This is a genomic window from Ferdinandcohnia sp. Marseille-Q9671 (assembly GCF_976954385.1).
This window is the reverse complement of record NZ_CDRJTA010000001.1, coordinates 721914-742472: the sequence shown is the minus strand read 5'-3', so window position 1 is coordinate 742472 and position 20559 is coordinate 721914. Positions and strand designations below refer to the sequence as shown.

The following is a 20559-nucleotide window of genomic DNA, read 5'->3' as shown; positions in this document are numbered from 1 at the left end:
AGCATTCGCTTGAGCTTTCTTAGTTATTTTGTTATCATATCCGCAATTTCCTCGATACTCATTTCATGACTAACCTCATACGTCCCAACTTGAATGGCCGTATTTAAATTGTGTTCAACAAGATAATCATTAAATACAGTTGAGTCCGTAATAATCCCTGCAATCTCCAAGGATTCTGCGATTTGGGTACTATACATTCCAGGATCAATTGTTAACACATAATTGTTTTTCTCAGGTTGCTCTTTTTGTTCAGAAGCTGGAGGCTCTGTAGATTCCGCAATTTCCTTTGGCGATTCCATCTTAGTCTCTTTGTTTTTTGGATCAGATGCTTCTGGTTGTTCCTGTTTTTGAAGTCTATTGTATTCGTCAATCGTTATTTTTCTAAGCCCATTTGCTTCTAGATATTCATTTATCTGTGCTTCTGTGAAATCCTTTTCTTGTTTATCATTATAGTAGAAATAACCATACACAATCGTTGAAACAACAATACCAATTGAAATTCCTCGTAACAGTAACTTATCCATTAAATGAGCCCCATTTTTCTAGCTTGTTCAAGAATAAGTCGAACCTCTTCAACAGGTAGATTTGTCTTTTTTCCAATTTCTTCATAGCTTAAGCCTTTATCAAAAAGAGATAGAATCGAGGAATTTGAAAGTGACATGGCACTTGTTTGCGGTGGTCCCATATCATAATCAATATCGTTTGTAAGAAGCTCTTCCTCTAGAACTTTTATTTTCTTTTTTAGTAGATAGGTTTCCTGAATAACAGAAAGCGAAAGCTGCTCCATTTCTTCTTGCATCTGTTTTATACGATCCTTACCATAAAAGGACGCTACAAGTAGAATAATTGCGATAGCTAGTAAAGTAATTATTGCGTATTCCATACCTTCACTCCATTCCATTTCTTATCATATCCTAACTTGATAGTGTGGACAATAGATGAGAATTCTGATATCCTCATTTATGCCACTTCCTACTACTCTAAAGTAAATGATAATATTACTATGGATAAGTGTTTTTGCGTCCAGTTCCAGCACCTAGCCCTTCGAGGTCATAAGCCAATTTAGAATCGAAGGCAAAGAGCGCCTTCTATTCTAAATCGTCTTATGCTTGTCAGGGCTGAACGAGGTGCTTGCACTTTTGATCTTTTTATTCAAAAATAAGACTGGAATTTTGAACAGTTAAGTGGTATGATAGGTAAGTCTGATTAAAGCTTTATATGTTTGGAGGGAAATAAACATGCGTGTTAAAATCACTTTAGCTTGTACTGAAACAGGCGATCGTAACTATATTACAACTAAAAATAAGCGTAATAACCCGGACCGTCTTGAAGTTAAGAAATATAGCCCAAGATTAAAAAAGGTTACTCTACACCGCGAAACAAAGTAACAGTGGGAAGCAATTCCTGCTGTTTTTTTATATACAAATAGTAAAGCAGAGGGGAGATGATCGATATGAAGAAGAAGCACGACATGCGAAAGACTATGAAGGAAAAGCTACGTTCTATTGAAAAAGAAACCTTAGAGCTCTGGTCAATGGAAATTACCGAGAAAGTAGTAACACTACCGCAATGGACGAACGCGAAGACAATTGGAATCACAATCACAATATCAGGAGAATACGAGGTTAATACCAAATATCTGATTGAGAAAGCTTGGGAAGAGAAGAAGCGGGTTGTGGTGCCAAAATGCCATCCTATGTCAAAAACAATGTCATTTCATGAGATTACATCCTTTGCTCAGTTAGAAGTAGTTTATTATGGACTTCAAGAGCCAATTATAGAACAAACAATTGAGGTATTACATAATGAAATTGAGTTACTGATAGTTCCAGGTCTATGCTTTGTGAAAGATGGGTACAGGTTGGGACATGGTGGGGGCTATTATGATCGGTATTTGGCTGAATTTGAAGGACATACACTTTCGTTAGCTTTCCCTATTCAGCTTGTTGACGAGATCCCGGTGGAATCTTTTGATATTCCAGTTCAACAAGTGGTGACAAATGTGAAGGTGATTGACTGTCATGATTGATTTATATGTCCAGATTTTAGCTACACTTGCAGTAGCCATTATCGGATATAAGCTTAGATCCCTAACGAAAAGTGGCGCAGTAGGGACAATTATTATTGGGACCCTTGTTTCGGCAGGGTTTGGGTACAATGGGTTACTATTACTCGGAGTGTTCTTTGCAAGCTCAAGTTTGTGGAGTAAATTGAAATCACATAATAAGGACAGTTTAAAACATAAGGTGGAAAAAGGAGAGCAACGCGACATTGTTCAAGTGTTTGCAAACGGAGGAGTAGCAGCATTTGCAAGTCTTATGTTTTCGTTTACGGATTCCGTTTTTTGGCTTCTGTTCTTTGTTGGGGCGATTGCTGCTGCGACTGCAGATACATGGGCTTCAGAGATTGGAACACTTAGTAAAAAAAGGCCAATTCTCCTTACGCAAATGAAACGGGTAGATGCAGGAACCTCTGGAGCCGTATCAATGCTTGGGACACTTGCGGGCCTATCTGGCGCATTCCTAATAAGTGTTCTTTCCTATTTGGTTTGGCAAGAACTTTCCGTTGGTCTTGTCATTGGCTTGACCTTGATAGGCTTCTTCGGTAATGTGCTTGATACAATAATGGGAGCAACAATCCAAGTAGTATTTTCATGCTCTGTATGTGGATTAGAAACAGAAAAAACAACCCATTGTGGTAAACAAACTTCATATTTAAAAGGAATATCTATATGTGATAATGATATGGTGAATTTTTTATCTATACTCGCTGCTGCCGGAATTGGGACATATTTCCTTTCGTTTTTACAAGGATAAAATGAAAGAGATAGTCAAAAAGTATAGCTAGGAGGGATTGTCATGTTAAGCATATTGACCCGAATGACTATACTTGTTGGTGGGATTTATGCAGTGTACAGATACCGTTATCGAATTTTTAACCGTGTATTTGGTAACCCTGCAATTCGACGTATTTTTATCAGTACATCGATGAAAATCCCATTTATTCGTAACAAAATGATGAATCAAGCCTTCCGTTAAATCTTTACCAACCTGTTGATATTCTTTCAACAGGTTTTTTTCATAGATAAGACAGAAACTTGGTAACCACTATGTAAAAACGTTTATAATAAAAGAAAAAATATATGATGTTCAAAAAGTCCGGTGAAAATGACACATCGAATTTCTTCGTTGGCTTGTTTCTCCGTTGCTCACGTATTAACTACATACGTTCCGCTACTCAAAACTGCGCCGCCTCGAACTTCTTGGTCCTTTTCATCCTCCTTTTTGAACACGTACTAAAAGGGGAGATACGGTGTTCAAACAAGATTATCTCTTTTGGAAAATGATCCAGGCACTGCAAGAAGAAGGTGGCTATCGAATTCTTCAATTATCAAAATCGAATAATGAGGTTTGGCTAGAGTCCACTCAAAAAAGCAAACCAAAAATTATACGAATTTTACGGCATGATCTTGATTGGAGTAATTGGATGCAGCGAGATATGGAAATCACTGCACAACGGTTAGAACAGATTAGAAAACGATTGTTTGTACGAAAGTTAGATGCTCTGAATATTTATATCTCAACCTACCCGCCTGTGGATGATTGGAAATTTCGGATAGAACACCCACTTGTTGTAGGGGCTAAAGGGGCAACAACTATACATACGACATTAATTGAATCAGAAAATATGAAGGTTGGTTTGTCAGAGGTCTCAAAACAAGTTCATACTCAATTTGATGTGGAAGATTCGTTGTATATTGATATCTCGTCTATTGAGCAACTAAAACGTGAAGTTATCACTGTAGCAAATAAACGAATATCAAGTGAAAAACAAATTTTTCAAAATGGGAAGCCTTTCTTTACATATATCTTAATAGCCATTCAGTTAATCATGTTTGCAGTATTAGAGTTAAATGGTGGAAGTACGAACACAAATACACTAATAGAATATGGCGCAAAGGAAAACTTTCGAATCATAAATGGGGAGTGGTGGCGTTTTTTTACTCCGATGATTCTACATATTGGATTCTTTCATCTCTTGATGAATACGTTTGCCTTATATTATTTAGGCATGGAGGTAGAAAGGCTATACGGTAAGGGAAGATTTTTGTTTATCTATGTATTTGCGGGGTTTGTAGGAAGTCTAGCCAGTTTTGTGTTTAATGCGAATGTTGCTGCTGGAGCATCTGGCGCTATTTTTGGTTGCTTTGGTGCCTTGTTATTTTTTGGTACCGCATTTCCCTCTCTGTTTTTTAGGACGATGGGTCCAAATGTAATCGGGATCATAATCATCAATTTAGTGTTTGGATTCGTTGTTCCTGGAATTGATAATTCAGGACATATCGGCGGACTTGTAGGAGGATTTCTAGCGGCGAGCATTGTACATTTGCCAAAGCAAAAACAATTCGTAAAGCAGCTTGGTGGCCTTTTTGCAACTATAGTCACCCTTGCCGTGCTTTTTTACGTAGGGTATGTGATACAGCCGCACTCTGACAATCCGCAATTTGTTGTACAAACCGCACAAGAGCTTCTTGAATCAAATGAGATTGACAAAGCATACGAAATGTTAGTAGATGCGGAAGAAGAAGGAGCGGATTCTGCAGAATTCTATTTTTATTTAGCTTATGCGGAAATTAAGCTAGCAAAATTTGAAGCCGCTAGAGAACACTTGGAGATTGTAACAGAAAAAGAACCAAGTATCTCGGAAGCTCATTATAACCTAGCTCTCGTTTATTTACAGCTTGAGGAATACGACAGCGCCAAGGAAGCTGCAGAGGAGGCAATCAGGGTCGAACCGGAAAATGAAAGCTATCAAGAGCTTATTAATGAAATAAATACCATGAACAATACAATAAATTAAAAGTGTCTCAGTTGAGGCACTTTTTTTATTGTCTAAAAATCCTCTTAAGACTAAGTGCTTCGGCATCTGGTTATAGCGCCTAGCCCTCGAGGTAGTCTTGTCGGACTTGCACAAGATATGGAAAGCTTCGACAGCATATCATCGACGAAGAAAATGCATAGCATTTTGGAGGATGGGCTGTCGTCCGCGTTTGCCACAGGACGTGGCAGCCTTTAGTGGACGTACCCTTTCGAGGCGCTTTCAGCTTTTGTTATTTTGAATCATTTTCCTCAGTAAGTATTATTTTCCAGTTTTACGTCAAAGATGGATTAGTAGCCTATACGAAAAAAATCAAGCTTGAGGTCTTTGTACGGATTGGAGTGATTCAAATGGGAAATGAAAAAGAAAAGCCGAAGCATCCGGTCTCGCCTAGTATAAAGGAAAATGTTACCTATTTAAAAGAGGCTCTTGGTGTTGATAAAAGCTTCGATGTAATACAACTGGATGTAGAATATGCTGGGAAAGACATGGCCATGTTTTTAATTGATGGTCTGATCAAGGATGATATTTTACATTTATTACAGAAATATCTTTCAAAGCTGGATGAAACTACGTTTAAAATAGATGCATTGGAAAAGCTTCTTAAAACTTATATTCCGTATGTTGAAGTGGAAAGTACAGATGATTTAGATAAGGTAGTTGACATGGTACTTGCTGGCCCGACTGCCCTTGTCATTGATGGCGTTGAAAAGGTTATTTTGATCGATGCGAGGACCTATCCTGTAAGGGGACCAGCAGAACCTGACACGGAACGGGTAGTTAGAGGCGCAAGAGATGGATACGTTGAAACTATTGTATTTAATACCGCTTTAACGAGAAGACGAATACGAGATCGCTCTCTTCGTATGGAGTATTTGCAGGTGGGGAGACGCTCTAAAACAGACATAGTAGTCTGTTATATTGAAGATATCGCTGACGCCGATCATGTGAAAGAAGTAAAAGATTCCATCTCAAAAATTGATACAGATGGATTGCCAATGGGTGAAAAAACGATTGAAGAATACATTTCTGGACGACATTGGAATCCATATCCTGTTGTAAGATATACAGAAAGACCTGATACCGCGGCGGCTCATTTATATGAGGGGCATATTATTATCATGGTAGATGGTTCTCCAAGTGTCTTAATCACACCAACAACATTTTGGCATCATATGCAGCATGCTGAAGAATATCGGAATAGCCCGGCAGCGGGGTTATACCTGCGTCTTGTTCGATATATTGGTGTATGGGCATCACTCTTTTTATTGCCATTATGGTATTTATTTGCAGTCCATCCTGAACTACTGCCGGATAATCTAAAGTTTATCGGACCAAATGATGATGGCAGGCTCCCACTGATTCTACAGTTCTTTTTAATTGAAATTGGGATTGACCTATTACGAATGGCGGCAATACATACGCCAACCTCGCTCGCCACCGCCTTGGGTCTCGTTGCGGCCATGTTAATTGGGCAGGTAGCTGTTGAAGTTGGTTTATTTACGAACGAAGTTATTTTATATTTAGCTATAGCAGCAATTGGTACGTTCTCAACACCAAGCTATGAAATGAGTCTCGCAAACCGTTTAGCTCGATTATTTCTCTTACTAACGACGAGTATATTTGGGGCAGTCGGATTTGTTGCTGGAATTACGTTATGGATTCTTTTCCTAGCACGAATGAAATCATTTAATGTGCCATATTTATGGCCGTTTATTCCATTTTCTTACAAGGGCTTAAAAGATGTACTATTTCGTGCGCCTATCCCATTAAAGCGGTCTAGACCAAAAATTCTACATCCGAGAGATCCAGATAAATAAAATGTAAAGGAGTGTTCACGCGAACACTCCTTTACATATTTTTGTATATATTTTAAAACACTTGCAGATTCCATTAATATTGAATAAGCTAGAAGAGATTATGGATTAGAATGTAGTAGGTGAAAAACGTGAAGACAATTTATGATATTCAACAATTTTTGAAAAAATTCGGGACCATTATTTATGTAGGTGAGCGTGTCGCAGACCTTGAATTAATGGAAACAGAGATACAAGAACTTTATAACTCTCAACTGATTGAGACAAAGGATTATCAAATGGCAATTTTTCTCCTGCGTCAAGAAATTGTGAGGGAAACTGAAAAGAAGCAAAAAAATAATAAGAAACGCGTTTGATTTTGATTCTATGAACAAAGGTGAGGAGTACATATGAGTAAGGAACAATTACTAATAGGGATTGATTTAGGTGGTACCACAGTAAAGCTTGCTTTCATCACGCAAGAAGGTGATATTGTGACCAAATGGGAAATTCCAACTGATAAATCAGGGGATAAAATAATTCCAGATATTGCAAAAGCAATTGATAGCAAAATGTCCGACTTACAGCTTTCCAAAGCTCAATTTGTAGGTGTAGGTATGGGTGCGCCAGGACCTGTCAATTTTGAAGAAGGAATCGTTTATAAGACAACTAACTTAGGCTGGAAGGAGATGTACCCATTACAATCCGAACTTGAGGAGAAGATTGGGTTACGAGCAGTTGTGGATAATGACGCAAATGTAGCAGCAATCGGAGAAATGTGGAAGGGTGCTGGCGATGGAGCAAAGGACCTGTTATGTGTCACATTGGGAACCGGAGTCGGCGGAGGTATTATCTCCAATGGTGAGGTAGTTCGTGGAACGAACGGTGCCGGAGGGGAGATTGGACATATCACTTCAATACCTGAAGGTGGAGCATTATGTGGTTGTGGGAAAACGGGTTGTATCGAAACAATTGGTTCTGCAACTGGTATCGCTCGTCTTGCAGTAGAGGCGATTCAAGAGCAATTAGCCCCAAGCATTCTGAGGGATCTTTTCGAAGAGAGAGGTAACGTAACTGCCAAGGATGTATTTGAAGCAGCGCGTAAAGAGGATGAACTGGCACAGAAAGTTATTGATACAGTAACATACCATCTTGGGTTAGCACTAAGTCATATTGCAAATGGTCTCAATCCAGAGAAAATAGTCGTAGGTGGCGGTGTATCAAAAGCTGGAGAACACCTACTACAGCCATTACGAAAGCAATTTAAAAGGTTCGCTTTCCCACGAGTTGGAGATGCTGCTGAAATTACAATCGCAACCCTAGGGAATGATGCTGGGGTAATTGGTGCAGCTTATTTAGCAAAAACAAAACTTTAATATTTGGATATTACACATATGGTTATAGGGTATAGCCTACTTACAAGGTAATAGAAAAAAGAGATTTCAACATCGAAATCTCTTTTTTTACATTTTTGTTAGAAAATTTAAAAGATTGTTACTTTTGTTTACTATGAAACTTTCTAGTCAACTAAACGTCTTATAAGTATATACATAATGTAAAACGATATGAGTCTATAAAATTAGGTTGTATAGACGATTGATTTTACGTAAAAAAAGTATTAAGATTATTTCTAGGTTTTTGTTTTCCTAAAAATGGTAGTTAACTTTATGCAGTAAAATTTTAAATTTCAACCTGCTTAAAGTTAATTTCTCTGGCGGATGCCACAGATTTTATTTTTATGGTTCCGTGGTCCTGAATACAAGGAGGTATTATGATGATTAAATCATCAACCTTATCCAAATCAAAATTTGTCTTTCTGGCAACATTCATGCTATGGATAAAAACATATATTGTCTATAAAACTAGCTTTGATATTAAAATAGAAAACATAATGCAAGAGTTTATTTTATTAATAAATCCATTAAGTTTCCTGCTGCTTTTCTTTGGTATTTCCTTTTTTATTAAGGAAAAACGAAGAAATCGATTTATCATATTTGCTAGTTTTCTATCTTCATTTGTCTTGTATGCAAATGTTGTGTTTTACAGATTCTTCAATGACTTTTTGACTCTTCCTGTTCTCTTCCAAACGAGTAATATGGGGGATCTGGGAACGAGTATCACTGGAAACTTACATCTAACAGACCCACTCCTTTTTATTGATGTAGTAATTCTGATCTTGATTAATAAATATAAACCTAGCTTTACAGTTGCTCAAGCTATAACGAAGAAGGAAAGAAGAACGTATTTCATCTTAGTTGCAGCAGTGTTCTTTTTTAATCTTGGATTGGCTGAAGCGCAGAGACCACAATTACTTACAAGAACGTTTGACCGCGAAATGTTAGTAAAGAATATTGGAACATATAATTACCAAATTTATGATATTGTTCTTCAATCAAAGTCTTCTGCACAGAGGGCTTTAGCAGATAGTAGTTCATTTATTGATATTGAAAATTACTTAAAAGCAAATAAAAAGGACCCAAGTGAAAAGTTTGGCATAGCCGAGGGGAAAAATGTTGTTATTATTTCAATGGAGTCCTTACAAAGCTTTGTCATTAATGAAACAATTGATGGAGAGGAAATCACACCATTCTTAAATGATTTTATCAATGAAAGTTATTACTTCGAAAACTTTTATCATCAAACAGGTCAAGGTAAAACATCTGATTCCGAGTTTTTATTAGAGAATTCACTATATCCACTTGGACGGGGAGCTGTGTTCTTTACGCATGCTTCTAATGAATATACAGCAACACCTGAAATTCTTAAAGAGCATGGTTATTTTTCCTCTGTCTTTCATGCAAATAATAAAACCTTCTGGAATCGTGATATCATGTATGATTCGTTAGGCTACGACACATTCTTTGATGTCGATAGCTACGAGGTGACGGAAGAGAATTCAATTGGGTGGGGCTTGAAGGATATTGATTTTTTTGAACAATCTGTTGATCTGATAAAATCACAGCCACAACCATTTTATTCAAAATTTATAACATTAACAAACCATTTCCCATTTGAGCTTGAAGAAGAGGACCGAATGGTGAATGAATACAACTCAAATTCAAGAACATTAAATCGATACTTTCCTACAGTTCGATATATGGATGAATCCATTAAACTCTTTATCGAGCGTCTAAAGGAAGAAGGAATGTATGAAAATACAATCTTTGTCTTGTATGGAGACCATTATGGCATTTCTGAAAACCATAATAAAGCAATGGCACAGTTTTTAGGAAAAGAAGAGATTACACCTGTAGATTCCATTCAGTTACAAAAGGTGCCATTAATTATCCATATCCCGGGAGTGACGGATAAAGATCCACAAGTCATATCGACTGTTTCTGGTCAAATTGATCTTAAGCCAACTATCCTAAATCTTCTTGGTATTGATACAAGTAACGATGTTCATTTCGGCAGTGATATATTCTCAAAAGAAAAATTACCGTTTACCGTGTTTCGAGACGGCAGCTTTATCACTGATAAGCATGTATTTACGAAAAACACTTGTTACGATAAAGAAACTGGAGAAGAGAATGAGCTTAGCTTCTGTGAGCCGTATATGGAAAAAGCAACTCTAGAGTTGGAATATTCAGATGAGATTATCTATGGTGACCTTCTACGGTTCTACAATGGTACGTCTTATCGTGAACCGGTACCAGAAGAATTCGCGGAATAATGTACCGTAAAAGTTTTACCAGAGTGTAGACAAAGTCAGAAATGACTTGGTCTACACTCTGTTTTTGTTTTATAGAATAGTTGAATTAGGGGTAGCTAAAAAGCGAAAAAGAAGGTATTGCCTCCAGCAATGTTATGTAACAATGTCTAAAAAGGCTTTTGCCGTAAAACTCGTCGTCGGAATGATAAACTTGTTCGGCTCATAGAGTAGTAGGAGAAGGGAATAAGGAGGTATTTTTTTGAAAGTTACAGTCCGTCCAGGTGATACGTTATGGTATTACGGGCAATTATTTGGAATCCCCACACAATTACTTATTGATTCCAACCTACATCTAAATATTAATTTACTGCAAGTTGGGGCATCAGTGAATATACCAGGATTTGTTTTACAAGAGCATACCATTGATTCAGGTGATACATTATGGAAACTGGCTAAATCCCGCACACTAGTAGCTGACGCCTTATTTCTTGTCAATCCCGGGGTTCAAGCAGAAAACCTACAAGTTGGGACCACGATATTGGTACCTGAAAGGGTTGTGCAGCCAATTGTAAATGGGAATCGAGAATATGATTTTGCTGCCATGATGAGTGATATAGAGCAATTAAAGTCAATTTATCCGTTTCTTCAAACGCGTTCTATTGGAAAAAGTGTGTTAGGAAATGACCTTGTGGAGCTCGGAGTTGGAAGAGGAGCAAAAAGAGTACATGTGAATGGATCCTTTCATGCAAATGAATGGATTACGACAAATGTTATCATGTCCTTTTTAAATGATTATTTACTTGCGCTCACAAACATGGCACCAATAAGAGGCTTTTATGTAGAACCATTTTATCTAGAAGCAATGTTATCCCTAGTGCCAATGGTAAACCCAGATGGAGTTAACTTGGTCCTTAATGGTCCTCCCGAACAAGAACCGTATCAAAGGGAGGTTGTAGAGATAAATAACGGTAGTCTTGATTTCAAGGATTGGAAAGCAAATATCCGTGGTGTTGATTTAAATAATCAGTTCCCTGCAAGATGGGAAATTGAAAAAGAACGGAAAGAACCGAAGGCTCCTGCACCTAGAGATTATCCAGGTGATGCGCCGCTTACAGAACCGGAAGTCATCGCAGTCGAGCAACTAACAAGGTCATCTAACTTTTCGCGTGTTTTAGCCTTCCATACCCAAGGAAAGGAAATATATTGGGGCTATGAAGGCCTAGAGCCACCAGAGTCAGAAAGAATTTCGAAGGAATTTGCAAGAGTCAGTGGTTATCTTGCAGTACAATATGTGGATAGTCATGCAGGGTATAAGGATTGGTTCATACAGGAATTTAGGCGTCCAGGCTTTACCTTTGAGCTAGGTGAAGGGGTTAATCCACTGCCACTTTCTCAATTTGATGAGATCTATCAAGAAACTCTTGGTGTCTTTTTGGCTGCCATGTATATGTGAAAGCGTTACCCTAAAAAGGCCGTAAAACTACGGCTTTTTTTGCTTGCTTTGAAACTTTTTTACATGCATAATCGTATTATCTGTAAAGGGAATAATAATGAAAAAAGTTGTTGATTGCTATTGTACGGAGAGACGTACTCTTTGATTTGTAATGTAGTGTAAAGAGGTGATTTTTGAGTTGATGAGAAATGTTTGTATATGTTTTATGTTTCTTGTTTTATTAGTGGGCTGTAACTCTCATCAACCATTTGATATAAGTGATGCGCCAGAGAGTGGGCTAAAAAATGTAAGCAAAGGTCCCATTCCAACTGAGTTCTTTGGGGATAATCATCAAATTCAACCCCTTGAGATACAAGGTGAAGCCTTTACTACTGTTGGTGAATGGTATGATGACGAGACGATTCTTTACATAATTGAGAATGGCGGAGGTTCTGAAATTTACAAATATCATCTTTTTACAGGTGAAAAAGAGCTGTTTTTCAAAACATCAACTCCAGTACTGACAATGAAGGCAAATGAAGATCATTCTATGTTCTTACTCCATACATCAAATTCAGTCAATCAGGCAACTTTAGTAGCTGTTGACAAGGAAGGAGATGTTAAGCATGAATGGGAACTAAATTCCTTTGATTTGTTTTATAGTTGGAATCCTTATTCGCCCGATCAAGTCTTTGTTACCTCTTTTTTAGAGGATTGGTCTTTTCAAACGCATTTGCTTGATATCACAGAACAAACTACAACAAAGTTTGAGGTGTTCCAGCCCTTTATCCAATGGTTAGATCCGAATACCATCGCCTATTTAAAATGGGACCAAAATTCCCTTGATTTTTTTGCACCGCTTTATTCGTATCATTTAGATACAAAAACGGAAGGCTTATTATTTGAAAATATTATTTCTTTCTCCACTTTTTTTGATTTGTTAGTGACATATGAACTAATCCAAGGACAGGAAGCACAAGCAAGGATAACTTTTTCTCATCCAGAGAAAAATACAAAAATGCATGAATTTAGCATGCCGCTTTTGAGTGATTACTCTAAATGGTATATACCTTCAGCTGACTATGCTGCACAGCAAAAGAAATTTTATACCTTTAAGCCATATTCCACAGGTGCTTTTGACACATATGCTGAAAAATTTGATCTTGTCTCTTATGACATGAATACGGGAAAAGAAGAGGTAATACTTCAGAAGATTGATGACCAGCCTCTAAATTTTTCTCCAAACGGCTACTTATGTTTATACGGATATCAATTTGAAAAAATCATTGATCTAAAAACAGAAAGTGTATCGGAGTTAGTTCTCTTTTAATTAAAAAGCGTTAGTTGATAGGAGTGAATGCACGATGGCAATCGTAGATGTGACTGTGATTCCAATTGGTACGGAAACACCCAGTGTTAGTAAATATGTGGCTGGAATTCAACGAATACTTGAAGAGTATAAGGAGAATGGGGTTATCGAATACCAGCTTACCCCGATGAATACAATCATTGAAGGAGAATTATCTACTCTTTTTACAGTGATTCAAGCGATTCATGAAGCACCGTTTCAAGAAGGTATCTCTCGAGTTGCGACAAACATTCGTATTGATGACAGAAGAGATAAAAAATCGACCATGAGTTCCAAGCTTGAAAGTGTACAGAGAAGGATGAATGAATAGAAAAAAGCCATCGGATGTGATGGCTTTTTTGGTACGTTGTATTCCACATCTAGCTCCCTTGTACAAAAAATTACTACAAGAGTGCTTCGCTTTAGAAATTAATGCGCTGTTGGGAATCCATCTTTCCAGATTGTCATGACTGTGAACCAGCCTAATACTAAAAAGACACCTGCAGCGAAAATAAAGCCTAGGATGTTTTTACTACGTAAAGTACGAATAATTCCAAATGCAGATAGGATGACAATTAATGCAAAAATAATCATAAGACCCATGTGACTTACCCCCTTGCTATAATCAATGTTTCATGTAGTAAGCAGCCTTTTTCCTATTCCATTACTATTTTGCCCATTGTATGAAAATATACAACATAACAATAGTAAATTGTATAAAAGGCGTAAAACACTTTATGTAGAGATACAGATAGATTCACTTTATATTCTAATCCTTTTATCCACTTTTGTCGAGGAGTAAAAAGTGACACTTGTGAGTCAATTATTGAATGCTTTTTCGTTTTTGTACAATAGTGTACAATGAATGGTAGATTATGAAGCAGTGGAGGGAATAATATGAAGTGGCAAAGGATTCCTTTAGGGCCTTTACAAACAAATGCATACATATTGGCAAATTCAAAGAAAGATTGTGTCATATTCGATCCGGGTGGGGACGGGCAGAAACTTATCGCACTGTTAAGGAAACAAGCTTTAACACCAATTGCGGTTTTATTAACACATGCTCATTTCGATCATATTGGGGCAGTAGATGATGTGTGTACAAACTGGGATGTACCTGTCTATATTCATGATAAAGAGAAGAACTGGTTAAAGGACCCTGCCTTAAATGGATCGTCCTTCTTCATTCCGGGACATGAAACTTCATCAAAGGTAGAGGCCACCGTGCTACCTAAGGAAGGAGCATTTACTGTAGGGGCTTTTACATTTGACCTTCTTCACACACCTGGTCACTCTCCGGGAAGTGTATCCTATTATTGTAAGGAACTTGGTGTCGTTTTTTCTGGAGATGCTTTATTTTCAGGAAGCATTGGGAGAACAGACTTACCTGGTGGAAACCATGATCAACTTTTAGATAGTATTCATAAAAAATTACTCACATTACCAGAAGAGACAATTGTATTATCAGGTCACGGTCCCGAGTCAACAATCGAAGCTGAAATGGATCACAATCCATTCCTAAATGGCTTTTAACTAAATATAAAACAGAAAGGTCTAACTCTATTGAGTCAGACCTTTCTGGGGGATGTTTTAGCCTAAGCTGGCATTCGCCAAAACTTATATATCCGTATAATGGGAGGGATATTGTAAGCTATTAAACTTACAATATAATAATCTAAACACTGTGTCAATGGTGAAAACTAGTAAAGGTGATCATATGATAGACATACTAAAAGAGCTAATAAGCGCATCTGAAAATAAAGAAATCACGTATGAACAATATATGAATACGGTTCTCTATCATCATGAAAAAGGGTACTATATGAAAGAAGGCGAAAAGGTAGGGAAAAAAGGAGATTTTATTACGAGCAGTAATATCTCAACAATTTTTGGTAAACTTTTCGCCACTATTTTTCATAACTTAATCTCTACAGAAAAAACTCCACCGTTCATTCTTGAAATTGGCGGAGGCAACGGAAGGTTTGCTAAAGCTGTACTAGATGAAATGAAAACATCCTTCATGGACACCTACGACAAACTAACATATATTATCATTGAAGCAAGTCCTTTTCATCAGCGTATTCAACAGGAGCTATTGCCAGTCGGTGAAAAAGTTATCCAATACAGTAGTTTGAAAGAGGCAAAGAAAGACTTTGATACGTTTGATGGAATCTTGTTTTCAAATGAACTTTTTGATGCATTCCCTGTGAGAGTCATTGAAAAAAAGGGAGATGTCATTTATGAGGTTAAGATTACAATGAACGAAGAAGATCAGTTAGTTGAAACCCATGCTCCTCTAATAGATGAAGATGTAATTCGTTACTTAGAGACTCATAATATAGCGCTAACAAATGGACAGAGGTTCGAAATTCCACTTCAAATGCTCTCTTTTTTTGAAGAAATGAACAGTATACTTGAAAAAGCAGTCATGTTTACGGTTGATTATGGATATACAAACGAAGAATGGCAGGAGCCTTCAAGAAAAAACGGAAGCCTACGGGGTTATTATAAGCATCAATTAATTGATCATCCACTTCAGTATCCAGGTGATATGGATTTAACCACACATATTCATTTTGACGCACTCATATCATTTGGGGAAGAGCTTGGATTGGAGTTTGTTCGGAAAATGAGGCAGGATGAGTTTCTGATAGCAGCGGGGATTCTTACATACTTACAGGACAATTATGATTCGAACCCATTTTCGGTAACAAGTAAACAAAATCGAGCCGTCCGATCTCTGATTATGGATGGTGGAATGAGTTCAGCATTTCACGTGGTTATTCAACAGAAAAATGTAAAGATGCAATGGGGAAATATAACATTGTTCAGTAAAAATCACCCACCTCTTTAGGCAGCTATATGAATGAATGCGGTACCTATGGCATTGTATACTAATAATTTTCAACAATGTTAAGCCTCCGGGGGATGTCACAGATTTCGTAAGGAGTTGACTCGTGTAAAATACGAGTCCGAAATCTGGACGCAATTACGGCGAGGCGTAATTGATAAGGGAAATAAAAAAAGCGATGAGAATTCATCGCTTTTTAATGTGTGCCACCTAGTGGCATCATAAATGTTGTCCAATAAGAGAAGGCACAGAAGAAGATTGTTAAGTATGCGCCAAACACGTAAATATACATTCTTTCAGACAATTTTAAATAGCTTAAAAGGACGAAAAATCCTGTTTGAGCAAAGAAAAGTAATGCTAGAACATCCATATCACCAACATAAAACATAACAGCAAAGATACCAGTCCAGAATCCTAAAACTCGGTACATACGTTCCATATGTATATTTTCCCCCCTTAGACTTATTAAACTTAATTTAAACATCACATATTATTATAATGTAACGATTACATAAATGTAAACATTACTTTGCAACAAAAGCGTGATAACTACATGAACTACAGCCAAGAATCATGTTTTCTGATTCTTCAAGTATAACATCGTCGAACAGTAGGTCAAACATTCCGTGTAAGAAGGCATGGTGCATACCACAAACAGCTTCAAAATTTTCTTGTGCGATTTCTTTGAAAGGGCAATTGTTAATCTTAAAGAAGATTTTTGTCTTATCATTATTATGGCCTAGATCTGGATAAAAACCCGCAATGGTAGACGCTTTTTTCAGAATTTCTAATTTTTGATCAAAGGTTAGCTCATGAATAGAAACAGGAGTTTGGTGGTTAATTAGTTCTTCACCAAATCTTCTTCCGGTTTGCTCAAGTGCTTTTCTTCCAATGTCCCCAAGTGAAGCCATTGTCTCAATAGCAATTCTTGAGAGTAATTGATAATCACGGAACGGGAAATTAATTTGGATATGGTCATTGGATAACCTATACAATCGGCTTGGTCTTCCGCCTTTTCCAGTTTTCTTTGCCTCAGAAACAAGCATATTAACATCTTCAAGCTTTGTTAAGTGAAGTCTTGCCACATTCGGATGGATTTCAAATTCCTCAGCGATTTCTTGTACGGTAACCTCATCATTTCGTTTAACAATAAATTGATAAATATAATAACGTGTTGGATCTGCTAGTACGTTCGTTATTTTTAGTGTTTGCTCCACCCTTATCACTCCTGAACCCTATTATTAATTCAATTATAGTACACCCATACATCGTCATTAAGTGACTTAAATCACATGTAGGAAAAAGTTCATATTTATGAATAGTCTTATATTCATGTTAAAGACTATAGGTAACCGAATCTAAAAGGAGAATTTGTGATGGATATAAGCTGGGGGTTTATTTGGAAGGCAGTACTTATCGTTCTAGGAGGGACAATCCTATTACGTATAGCTGGAAGAAAATCTATCTCCCAATTAACACTAGCTCAAGTAGTTATTATGATTGGAATTGGTTCCCTGTTAATTCAGCCACTTGCAGGAGAAAATGTGTGGAATACGTTGTTTGTGGGGTTCGTTCTTGTACTGTCTCTGGTCGTGGTTGAGTATGCCCAATTAAAGTTTAACTTTGTTGAAAAATTTATTACCGGAAAGTCTAAAATCATTATCGAGAATGGATATCTGAATGAAAAAAATTTGCGTAAGCTACGTTTTACGGTCGATATTCTTGAAACACAGCTCCGTACAAAAGGAGTCTACAAAATCAGTGATGTTCAATATGCTACATTGGAGCCAAATGGGCAAATCGGTTTGATACTAAAACAACCGAAACAGCCTGCAACAAAGGAGGATATTACCTACCTTATCGAAGAAATTCAATCGGTGCGTTCTCTGATTGAGACAAAATTTCCAAAGACTAAGGTCATTACAAAGGAATATGATAATATCCCTACACCGCAAGCTATTCCGGTTAAACAAGAAGACTCAAACGAGGATAATTTATTCAGAGAAGTTGATGATGGCTCACATAATGATCCGCCACCAAAATTTTTACAATAATTCTTGGCATACTAAAATCAATTGTTACATATAATGTATTGATTCCTCCTAATGATAGATAAATGAAAACAAGAACTGAAAAAATACAACCTCCTGGTAGTGGTTGTATTTTTTTGTGTTCAAAAAGTTGCCACAAAAATAATTCTACTAGAAAGAAGGGTTTTGTAGATTCATGTAGAATTATGATACCTGCAAGAGAAAAAAATAAGTGCGTGTTCAGAAAGGAGGAGGAAAAGGACCGCGTCTACAAAAACATCACCTCCTGTGACATTGTCGACACTAGCACGTCCGGTGCGTCGAAATTTCAAGGCGGCGAAGCTTTGAATACCGGAGCGTATGCAGTTAATATGTGAGGAATGGAGAAGCAAGCCAACGCAGAAATCCGATGCGTCATATTCACCGCACTTTATGAACATCATCTAAAAGGAGTGAACTATTTGAGTGAAATCGAACAACTCGGGGATCAATTGATTGAAGATGCGTGGTCAATGAGTGCATCTGATATTCACTTTGTTCCAAAAATCAATGATGCTATGGTACAATACCGGCTCGACAGTGATTTATTTACTAAGCAGACAATCGCCAAAGATGTTTGCGAACGTTTAATTTCCCATTATAAGTTCCTAGCTGGAATGGATATTGGAGAAAGGAGACGACCTCAAAACGGTGCCATTACCGTGAATCTAAAAGGGATAACCATTAACCTTCGATTATCTACACTTCCCACACCGTACAATGAAAGCTTAGTCATACGAATTCTACCTGAAACACCAACCTACTCTCTTGCAAACTTATCACTATTTCCAACAATGACAACAAAATTGCTTTCGCTTTTAAAACACTCGCATGGGTTAATTATATTTACAGGGCCGACTGGGTCTGGTAAAACAACAACCCTCTATTCCCTCTTGCATGCAACGAAAAAGTTGTTTAACCGAAATATTATTACCCTAGAAGACCCAATTGAAAAAAGAAGCGAAGATGTATTACAGGTTCAAGTGAACGAAAAGGCAGGCATCACGTATGCCCATGGTTTAAAAGCAATACTACGGCATGACCCTGATATTATTATGGTGGGTGAGATACGGGACTCGGAAACTGCAAAAATAGCTGTTAGAGCTGCATTAACCGGCCATTTAGTGTTATCGACTATGCATACAAGGGATACAAAGGGCGCAATCTTCAGGCTTTTGGAATTTGATGTGTCATTACAGGAAATCGAACAAACCTTAATCGCTGTTGCGGCACAAAGGCTCGTTGACCTCACTTGTCCGTATTGCGAAGGAAAGTGTACTCCTCTTTGTAAAAAGTATCGAAAGGTCAGAAGAGTTGGGGTTTACGAGCTTTTAAGTGGACATGCTTTAACAGAGGTAATGAAAGAGGCAAGAGGGGAAAAGGGCGACTATCATTACGAGAAACTAAGGGATGTCATTAAAAAAGGAATTGCCTTAGGCTATTTATATCCAGATGCATTGGAAAGATGGGTTGTCAAAGATGAAAAGGAAACGAAATAAATGGACCCTTAAGGAACAATCGGTCTACTTAAGCAGAATTGGCAATCTTCTTGACCAGGGCTATTCTTTTGAACAAGCTTCACAATTTCTCCTCTTTCAACTACCAAAAAAGCTTAGTCCCGATATCGAGTCAATCATTACGAGCTGTAAACACGGTGAATCCTTATATACAGCATTTAGTGAAGTGGGGTTCAACAAGGACATCCTTGGCTATTTATATTTTGCAGAACAGCATGGAGATATCTCGTTTGCCCTTCGTGAAGGAAGTACCATGCTTGAGAAGAAACTTATACACTTTGAAAAAGGGAAAAAGTTAATTCGTTACCCACTTCTATTACTTTTATTTGTTGGATTCATGTTTACCATGATAGAAAAAATCCTTTTACCCCAGTTTGAAAGTCTTTTTACCTCGATGAGCTATGAAAAGACGTTGATATCAGAGCTTTTGTTACAGCTCCCAGTGCTTAATAAATACTTGTTCCTCATGCTAGCATTTTTGTTTATTGTTGGCCTCGCGTATTATGTTCTTCATTTTCAAAAATTATCTCCAGTTGGAAAAATGAAGCTGCTTTTAAAGATACCCATTCTGAGTAAAGTAACGATTTTATTTAACTCGCATTTCTTTTCTGTACAGCTTAGTAACCTACTTAAAGGGGGACTCTCTATCTTTCAAGCACTTACCATGTTTGAACAACAGCTCCACTCGCCTTTTTTTAGGGAAGAAGCTAGAGAAATGAAGTCTTTATTACGAGCGGGGAATCGGTTCGATGAAATTATTATAGAACGTGAGTATTATGAGGCGGACTTAGCCATGGTCATTTCACATGGTCAGTCTAACGGAAATTTAGCTAAAGAGCTCCAACACTATAGCCAATATGTTATTGAAAAAATTGAGGAAAAGGTAACAAAATCATTAACCATATTACAACCAGTATTATTTGCGATTATTGGGATCGTCATCATGCTGATGTACGGGGCAATCATGATTCCAATGTTTCAATTGTTGAATGGAATATAGAAAGGAAGATAATGAT

General features: G+C 37.3%; 22 protein-coding genes. 17 read left to right on the top strand and 5 right to left on the bottom strand.

Annotated features, from left to right (window positions below):
• Nucleotides 1–23: 23 nt before the first annotated feature.
• Nucleotides 24–524 carry a hypothetical protein gene (locus tag ACWNMY_RS03955; protein WP_449536981.1) on the bottom strand — a complete coding sequence of 167 codons (501 nt, stop codon included), beginning with the start codon at nt 522–524 and terminating at the stop codon, nt 24–26.
• Complete coding sequence (locus ACWNMY_RS03950) at nt 524–883, bottom strand: hypothetical protein (RefSeq protein ID WP_449536980.1); 360 nt, start codon at nt 881–883, stop codon at nt 524–526. Before ACWNMY_RS03950 ends, ACWNMY_RS03955 begins: the two co-directional genes overlap by 1 nt.
• Before the next feature lie 355 nt (nt 884–1238).
• Here ACWNMY_RS03950 and rpmG point away from each other — a divergent pair, with 355 nt between their 5' ends.
• The 12 genes from rpmG to ACWNMY_RS03890 all read left to right on the top strand — a co-directional run bounded on the left by rpmG (nt 1239) and on the right by ACWNMY_RS03890 (nt 13437).
• Entirely contained in the window at nt 1239–1388 is a 150-nt protein-coding gene (gene rpmG, locus ACWNMY_RS03945; RefSeq protein ID WP_057998762.1) for a 50S ribosomal protein L33, read from the top strand.
• A 65-nt stretch (nt 1389–1453) separates the two neighbouring features.
• Nucleotides 1454–2029 (top strand): 5-formyltetrahydrofolate cyclo-ligase, encoded by a 576-nt coding sequence (locus tag ACWNMY_RS03940; protein ID WP_449536979.1) that lies wholly within the window; start codon nt 1454–1456, stop codon nt 2027–2029.
• On the top strand, nt 2022–2816 hold the full coding sequence (locus ACWNMY_RS03935) for a DUF92 domain-containing protein (RefSeq protein WP_449536978.1): 795 nt from the start codon (nt 2022–2024) through the stop codon (nt 2814–2816). The genes ACWNMY_RS03940 and ACWNMY_RS03935 overlap by 8 nt, the downstream gene beginning before the upstream one ends.
• 42 nt (nt 2817–2858) lie before the next feature.
• Nucleotides 2859–3038, top strand: a complete 180-nt coding sequence (locus ACWNMY_RS03930) for a hypothetical protein (RefSeq protein ID WP_449536977.1) — start codon at nt 2859–2861, stop codon at nt 3036–3038.
• 274 nt (nt 3039–3312) lie between these two features.
• A complete protein-coding gene (locus ACWNMY_RS03925) occupies nt 3313–4860 on the top strand; it encodes a rhomboid family intramembrane serine protease (RefSeq protein WP_449536976.1) in 1548 nt (515 codons plus the stop codon).
• Nucleotides 4861–5228: 368 nt separating this feature from the next.
• Complete coding sequence (locus ACWNMY_RS03920) at nt 5229–6698, top strand: spore germination protein (RefSeq protein ID WP_449536975.1); 1470 nt, start codon at nt 5229–5231, stop codon at nt 6696–6698.
• Between the two features lie 128 nt (nt 6699–6826).
• Nucleotides 6827–7051: a YqgQ family protein gene (locus ACWNMY_RS03915; RefSeq protein WP_449536974.1), complete on the top strand. Its 225-nt coding sequence runs from the start codon at nt 6827–6829 to the stop codon at nt 7049–7051.
• Nucleotides 7052–7084: 33 nt separating this feature from the next.
• Nucleotides 7085–8050, top strand: a complete 966-nt coding sequence (locus tag ACWNMY_RS03910; RefSeq protein ID WP_449536973.1) for an ROK family glucokinase — start codon at nt 7085–7087, stop codon at nt 8048–8050.
• A gap of 401 nt (nt 8051–8451) precedes the next feature.
• Nucleotides 8452–10347, top strand: a complete 1896-nt coding sequence (locus ACWNMY_RS03905) for an LTA synthase family protein (RefSeq protein WP_449538380.1) — start codon at nt 8452–8454, stop codon at nt 10345–10347.
• Between the two features lie 238 nt (nt 10348–10585).
• On the top strand, nt 10586–11779 hold the full coding sequence (locus ACWNMY_RS03900) for a M14 family metallopeptidase (protein WP_449536972.1): 1194 nt from the start codon (nt 10586–10588) through the stop codon (nt 11777–11779).
• A 181-nt stretch (nt 11780–11960) separates the two neighbouring features.
• On the top strand, nt 11961–13088 hold the full coding sequence (locus tag ACWNMY_RS03895) for a YqgU-like beta propeller domain-containing protein (protein ID WP_449538379.1): 1128 nt from the start codon (nt 11961–11963) through the stop codon (nt 13086–13088).
• Nucleotides 13089–13122: 34 nt separating this feature from the next.
• Entirely contained in the window at nt 13123–13437 is a 315-nt protein-coding gene (locus tag ACWNMY_RS03890) for an MTH1187 family thiamine-binding protein (RefSeq protein WP_449536971.1), read from the top strand.
• A 98-nt stretch (nt 13438–13535) separates the two neighbouring features.
• Here ACWNMY_RS03890 and ACWNMY_RS03885 read toward each other — a convergent pair whose 3' ends face one another.
• Nucleotides 13536–13709 carry a DUF2759 domain-containing protein gene (locus tag ACWNMY_RS03885; RefSeq protein ID WP_449536970.1) on the bottom strand — a complete coding sequence of 58 codons (174 nt, stop codon included), beginning with the start codon at nt 13707–13709 and terminating at the stop codon, nt 13536–13538.
• A 294-nt stretch (nt 13710–14003) separates the two neighbouring features.
• Between ACWNMY_RS03885 and ACWNMY_RS03880 the strand changes: the two genes are divergently transcribed.
• Together ACWNMY_RS03880 and ACWNMY_RS03875 are read left to right on the top strand one after the other, a co-directional pair.
• Nucleotides 14004–14639 (top strand): MBL fold metallo-hydrolase, encoded by a 636-nt coding sequence (locus ACWNMY_RS03880; RefSeq protein WP_449536969.1) that lies wholly within the window; start codon nt 14004–14006, stop codon nt 14637–14639.
• Between the two features lie 184 nt (nt 14640–14823).
• Nucleotides 14824–15960 carry a class I SAM-dependent methyltransferase gene (locus ACWNMY_RS03875; RefSeq protein WP_449536968.1) on the top strand — a complete coding sequence of 379 codons (1137 nt, stop codon included), beginning with the start codon at nt 14824–14826 and terminating at the stop codon, nt 15958–15960.
• A 193-nt stretch (nt 15961–16153) separates the two neighbouring features.
• Here ACWNMY_RS03875 and ACWNMY_RS03870 read toward each other — a convergent pair whose 3' ends face one another.
• Nucleotides 16154–16396, bottom strand: a complete 243-nt coding sequence (locus ACWNMY_RS03870; protein ID WP_449536967.1) for a DUF2626 domain-containing protein — start codon at nt 16394–16396, stop codon at nt 16154–16156.
• A gap of 85 nt (nt 16397–16481) precedes the next feature.
• Nucleotides 16482–17174: a helix-turn-helix transcriptional regulator gene (locus tag ACWNMY_RS03865; protein WP_449536966.1), complete on the bottom strand. Its 693-nt coding sequence runs from the start codon at nt 17172–17174 to the stop codon at nt 16482–16484.
• A 159-nt stretch (nt 17175–17333) separates the two neighbouring features.
• Between ACWNMY_RS03865 and ACWNMY_RS03860 the strand changes: the two genes are divergently transcribed.
• From ACWNMY_RS03860 to comGB, 3 genes are all read left to right on the top strand, one after another.
• Complete coding sequence (locus tag ACWNMY_RS03860; RefSeq protein WP_449536965.1) at nt 17334–18011, top strand: DUF421 domain-containing protein; 678 nt, start codon at nt 17334–17336, stop codon at nt 18009–18011.
• Between the two features lie 437 nt (nt 18012–18448).
• Nucleotides 18449–19525, top strand: a complete 1077-nt coding sequence (gene comGA / locus ACWNMY_RS03855; RefSeq protein ID WP_449536964.1) for a competence type IV pilus ATPase ComGA — start codon at nt 18449–18451, stop codon at nt 19523–19525.
• On the top strand, nt 19506–20543 hold the full coding sequence (gene comGB, locus ACWNMY_RS03850; RefSeq protein ID WP_449536963.1) for a competence type IV pilus assembly protein ComGB: 1038 nt from the start codon (nt 19506–19508) through the stop codon (nt 20541–20543). Before comGA ends, comGB begins: the two co-directional genes overlap by 20 nt.
• Nucleotides 20544–20559: the final 16 nt, after the last annotated feature.

Bases quoted from the DNA above. Each gene is read 5' to 3' on its own strand.
- ACWNMY_RS03920 (WP_449536975.1), top strand. From the start codon at position 5,229: ATGGGAAATGAAAAAGAAAAGCCGAAGCATCCGGTCTCGCCTAGTATA.
- ACWNMY_RS03895 (WP_449538379.1), top strand. From the start codon at position 11,961: ATGAGAAATGTTTGTATATGTTTTATGTTTCTTGTTTTATTAGTGGGC.
- ACWNMY_RS03930 (WP_449536977.1), top strand. From the start codon at position 2,859: ATGTTAAGCATATTGACCCGAATGACTATACTTGTTGGTGGGATTTAT.
- ACWNMY_RS03875 (WP_449536968.1), top strand. From the start codon at position 14,824: ATGATAGACATACTAAAAGAGCTAATAAGCGCATCTGAAAATAAAGAA.
- ACWNMY_RS03935 (WP_449536978.1), top strand. From the start codon at position 2,022: ATGATTGATTTATATGTCCAGATTTTAGCTACACTTGCAGTAGCCATT.
- ACWNMY_RS03885 (WP_449536970.1), bottom strand. From the start codon at position 13,709: ATGGGTCTTATGATTATTTTTGCATTAATTGTCATCCTATCTGCATTT.
- ACWNMY_RS03955 (WP_449536981.1), bottom strand. From the start codon at position 524: ATGGATAAGTTACTGTTACGAGGAATTTCAATTGGTATTGTTGTTTCA.
- ACWNMY_RS03890 (WP_449536971.1), top strand. From the start codon at position 13,123: ATGGCAATCGTAGATGTGACTGTGATTCCAATTGGTACGGAAACACCC.
- ACWNMY_RS03950 (WP_449536980.1), bottom strand. From the start codon at position 883: ATGGAATACGCAATAATTACTTTACTAGCTATCGCAATTATTCTACTT.
- ACWNMY_RS03910 (WP_449536973.1), top strand. From the start codon at position 7,085: ATGAGTAAGGAACAATTACTAATAGGGATTGATTTAGGTGGTACCACA.
- ACWNMY_RS03940 (WP_449536979.1), top strand. From the start codon at position 1,454: ATGAAGAAGAAGCACGACATGCGAAAGACTATGAAGGAAAAGCTACGT.
- ACWNMY_RS03870 (WP_449536967.1), bottom strand. From the start codon at position 16,396: ATGGAACGTATGTACCGAGTTTTAGGATTCTGGACTGGTATCTTTGCT.
- rpmG (WP_057998762.1), top strand. From the start codon at position 1,239: ATGCGTGTTAAAATCACTTTAGCTTGTACTGAAACAGGCGATCGTAAC.
- comGB (WP_449536963.1), top strand. From the start codon at position 19,506: ATGAAAAGGAAACGAAATAAATGGACCCTTAAGGAACAATCGGTCTAC.
- ACWNMY_RS03880 (WP_449536969.1), top strand. From the start codon at position 14,004: ATGAAGTGGCAAAGGATTCCTTTAGGGCCTTTACAAACAAATGCATAC.
- ACWNMY_RS03860 (WP_449536965.1), top strand. From the start codon at position 17,334: ATGGATATAAGCTGGGGGTTTATTTGGAAGGCAGTACTTATCGTTCTA.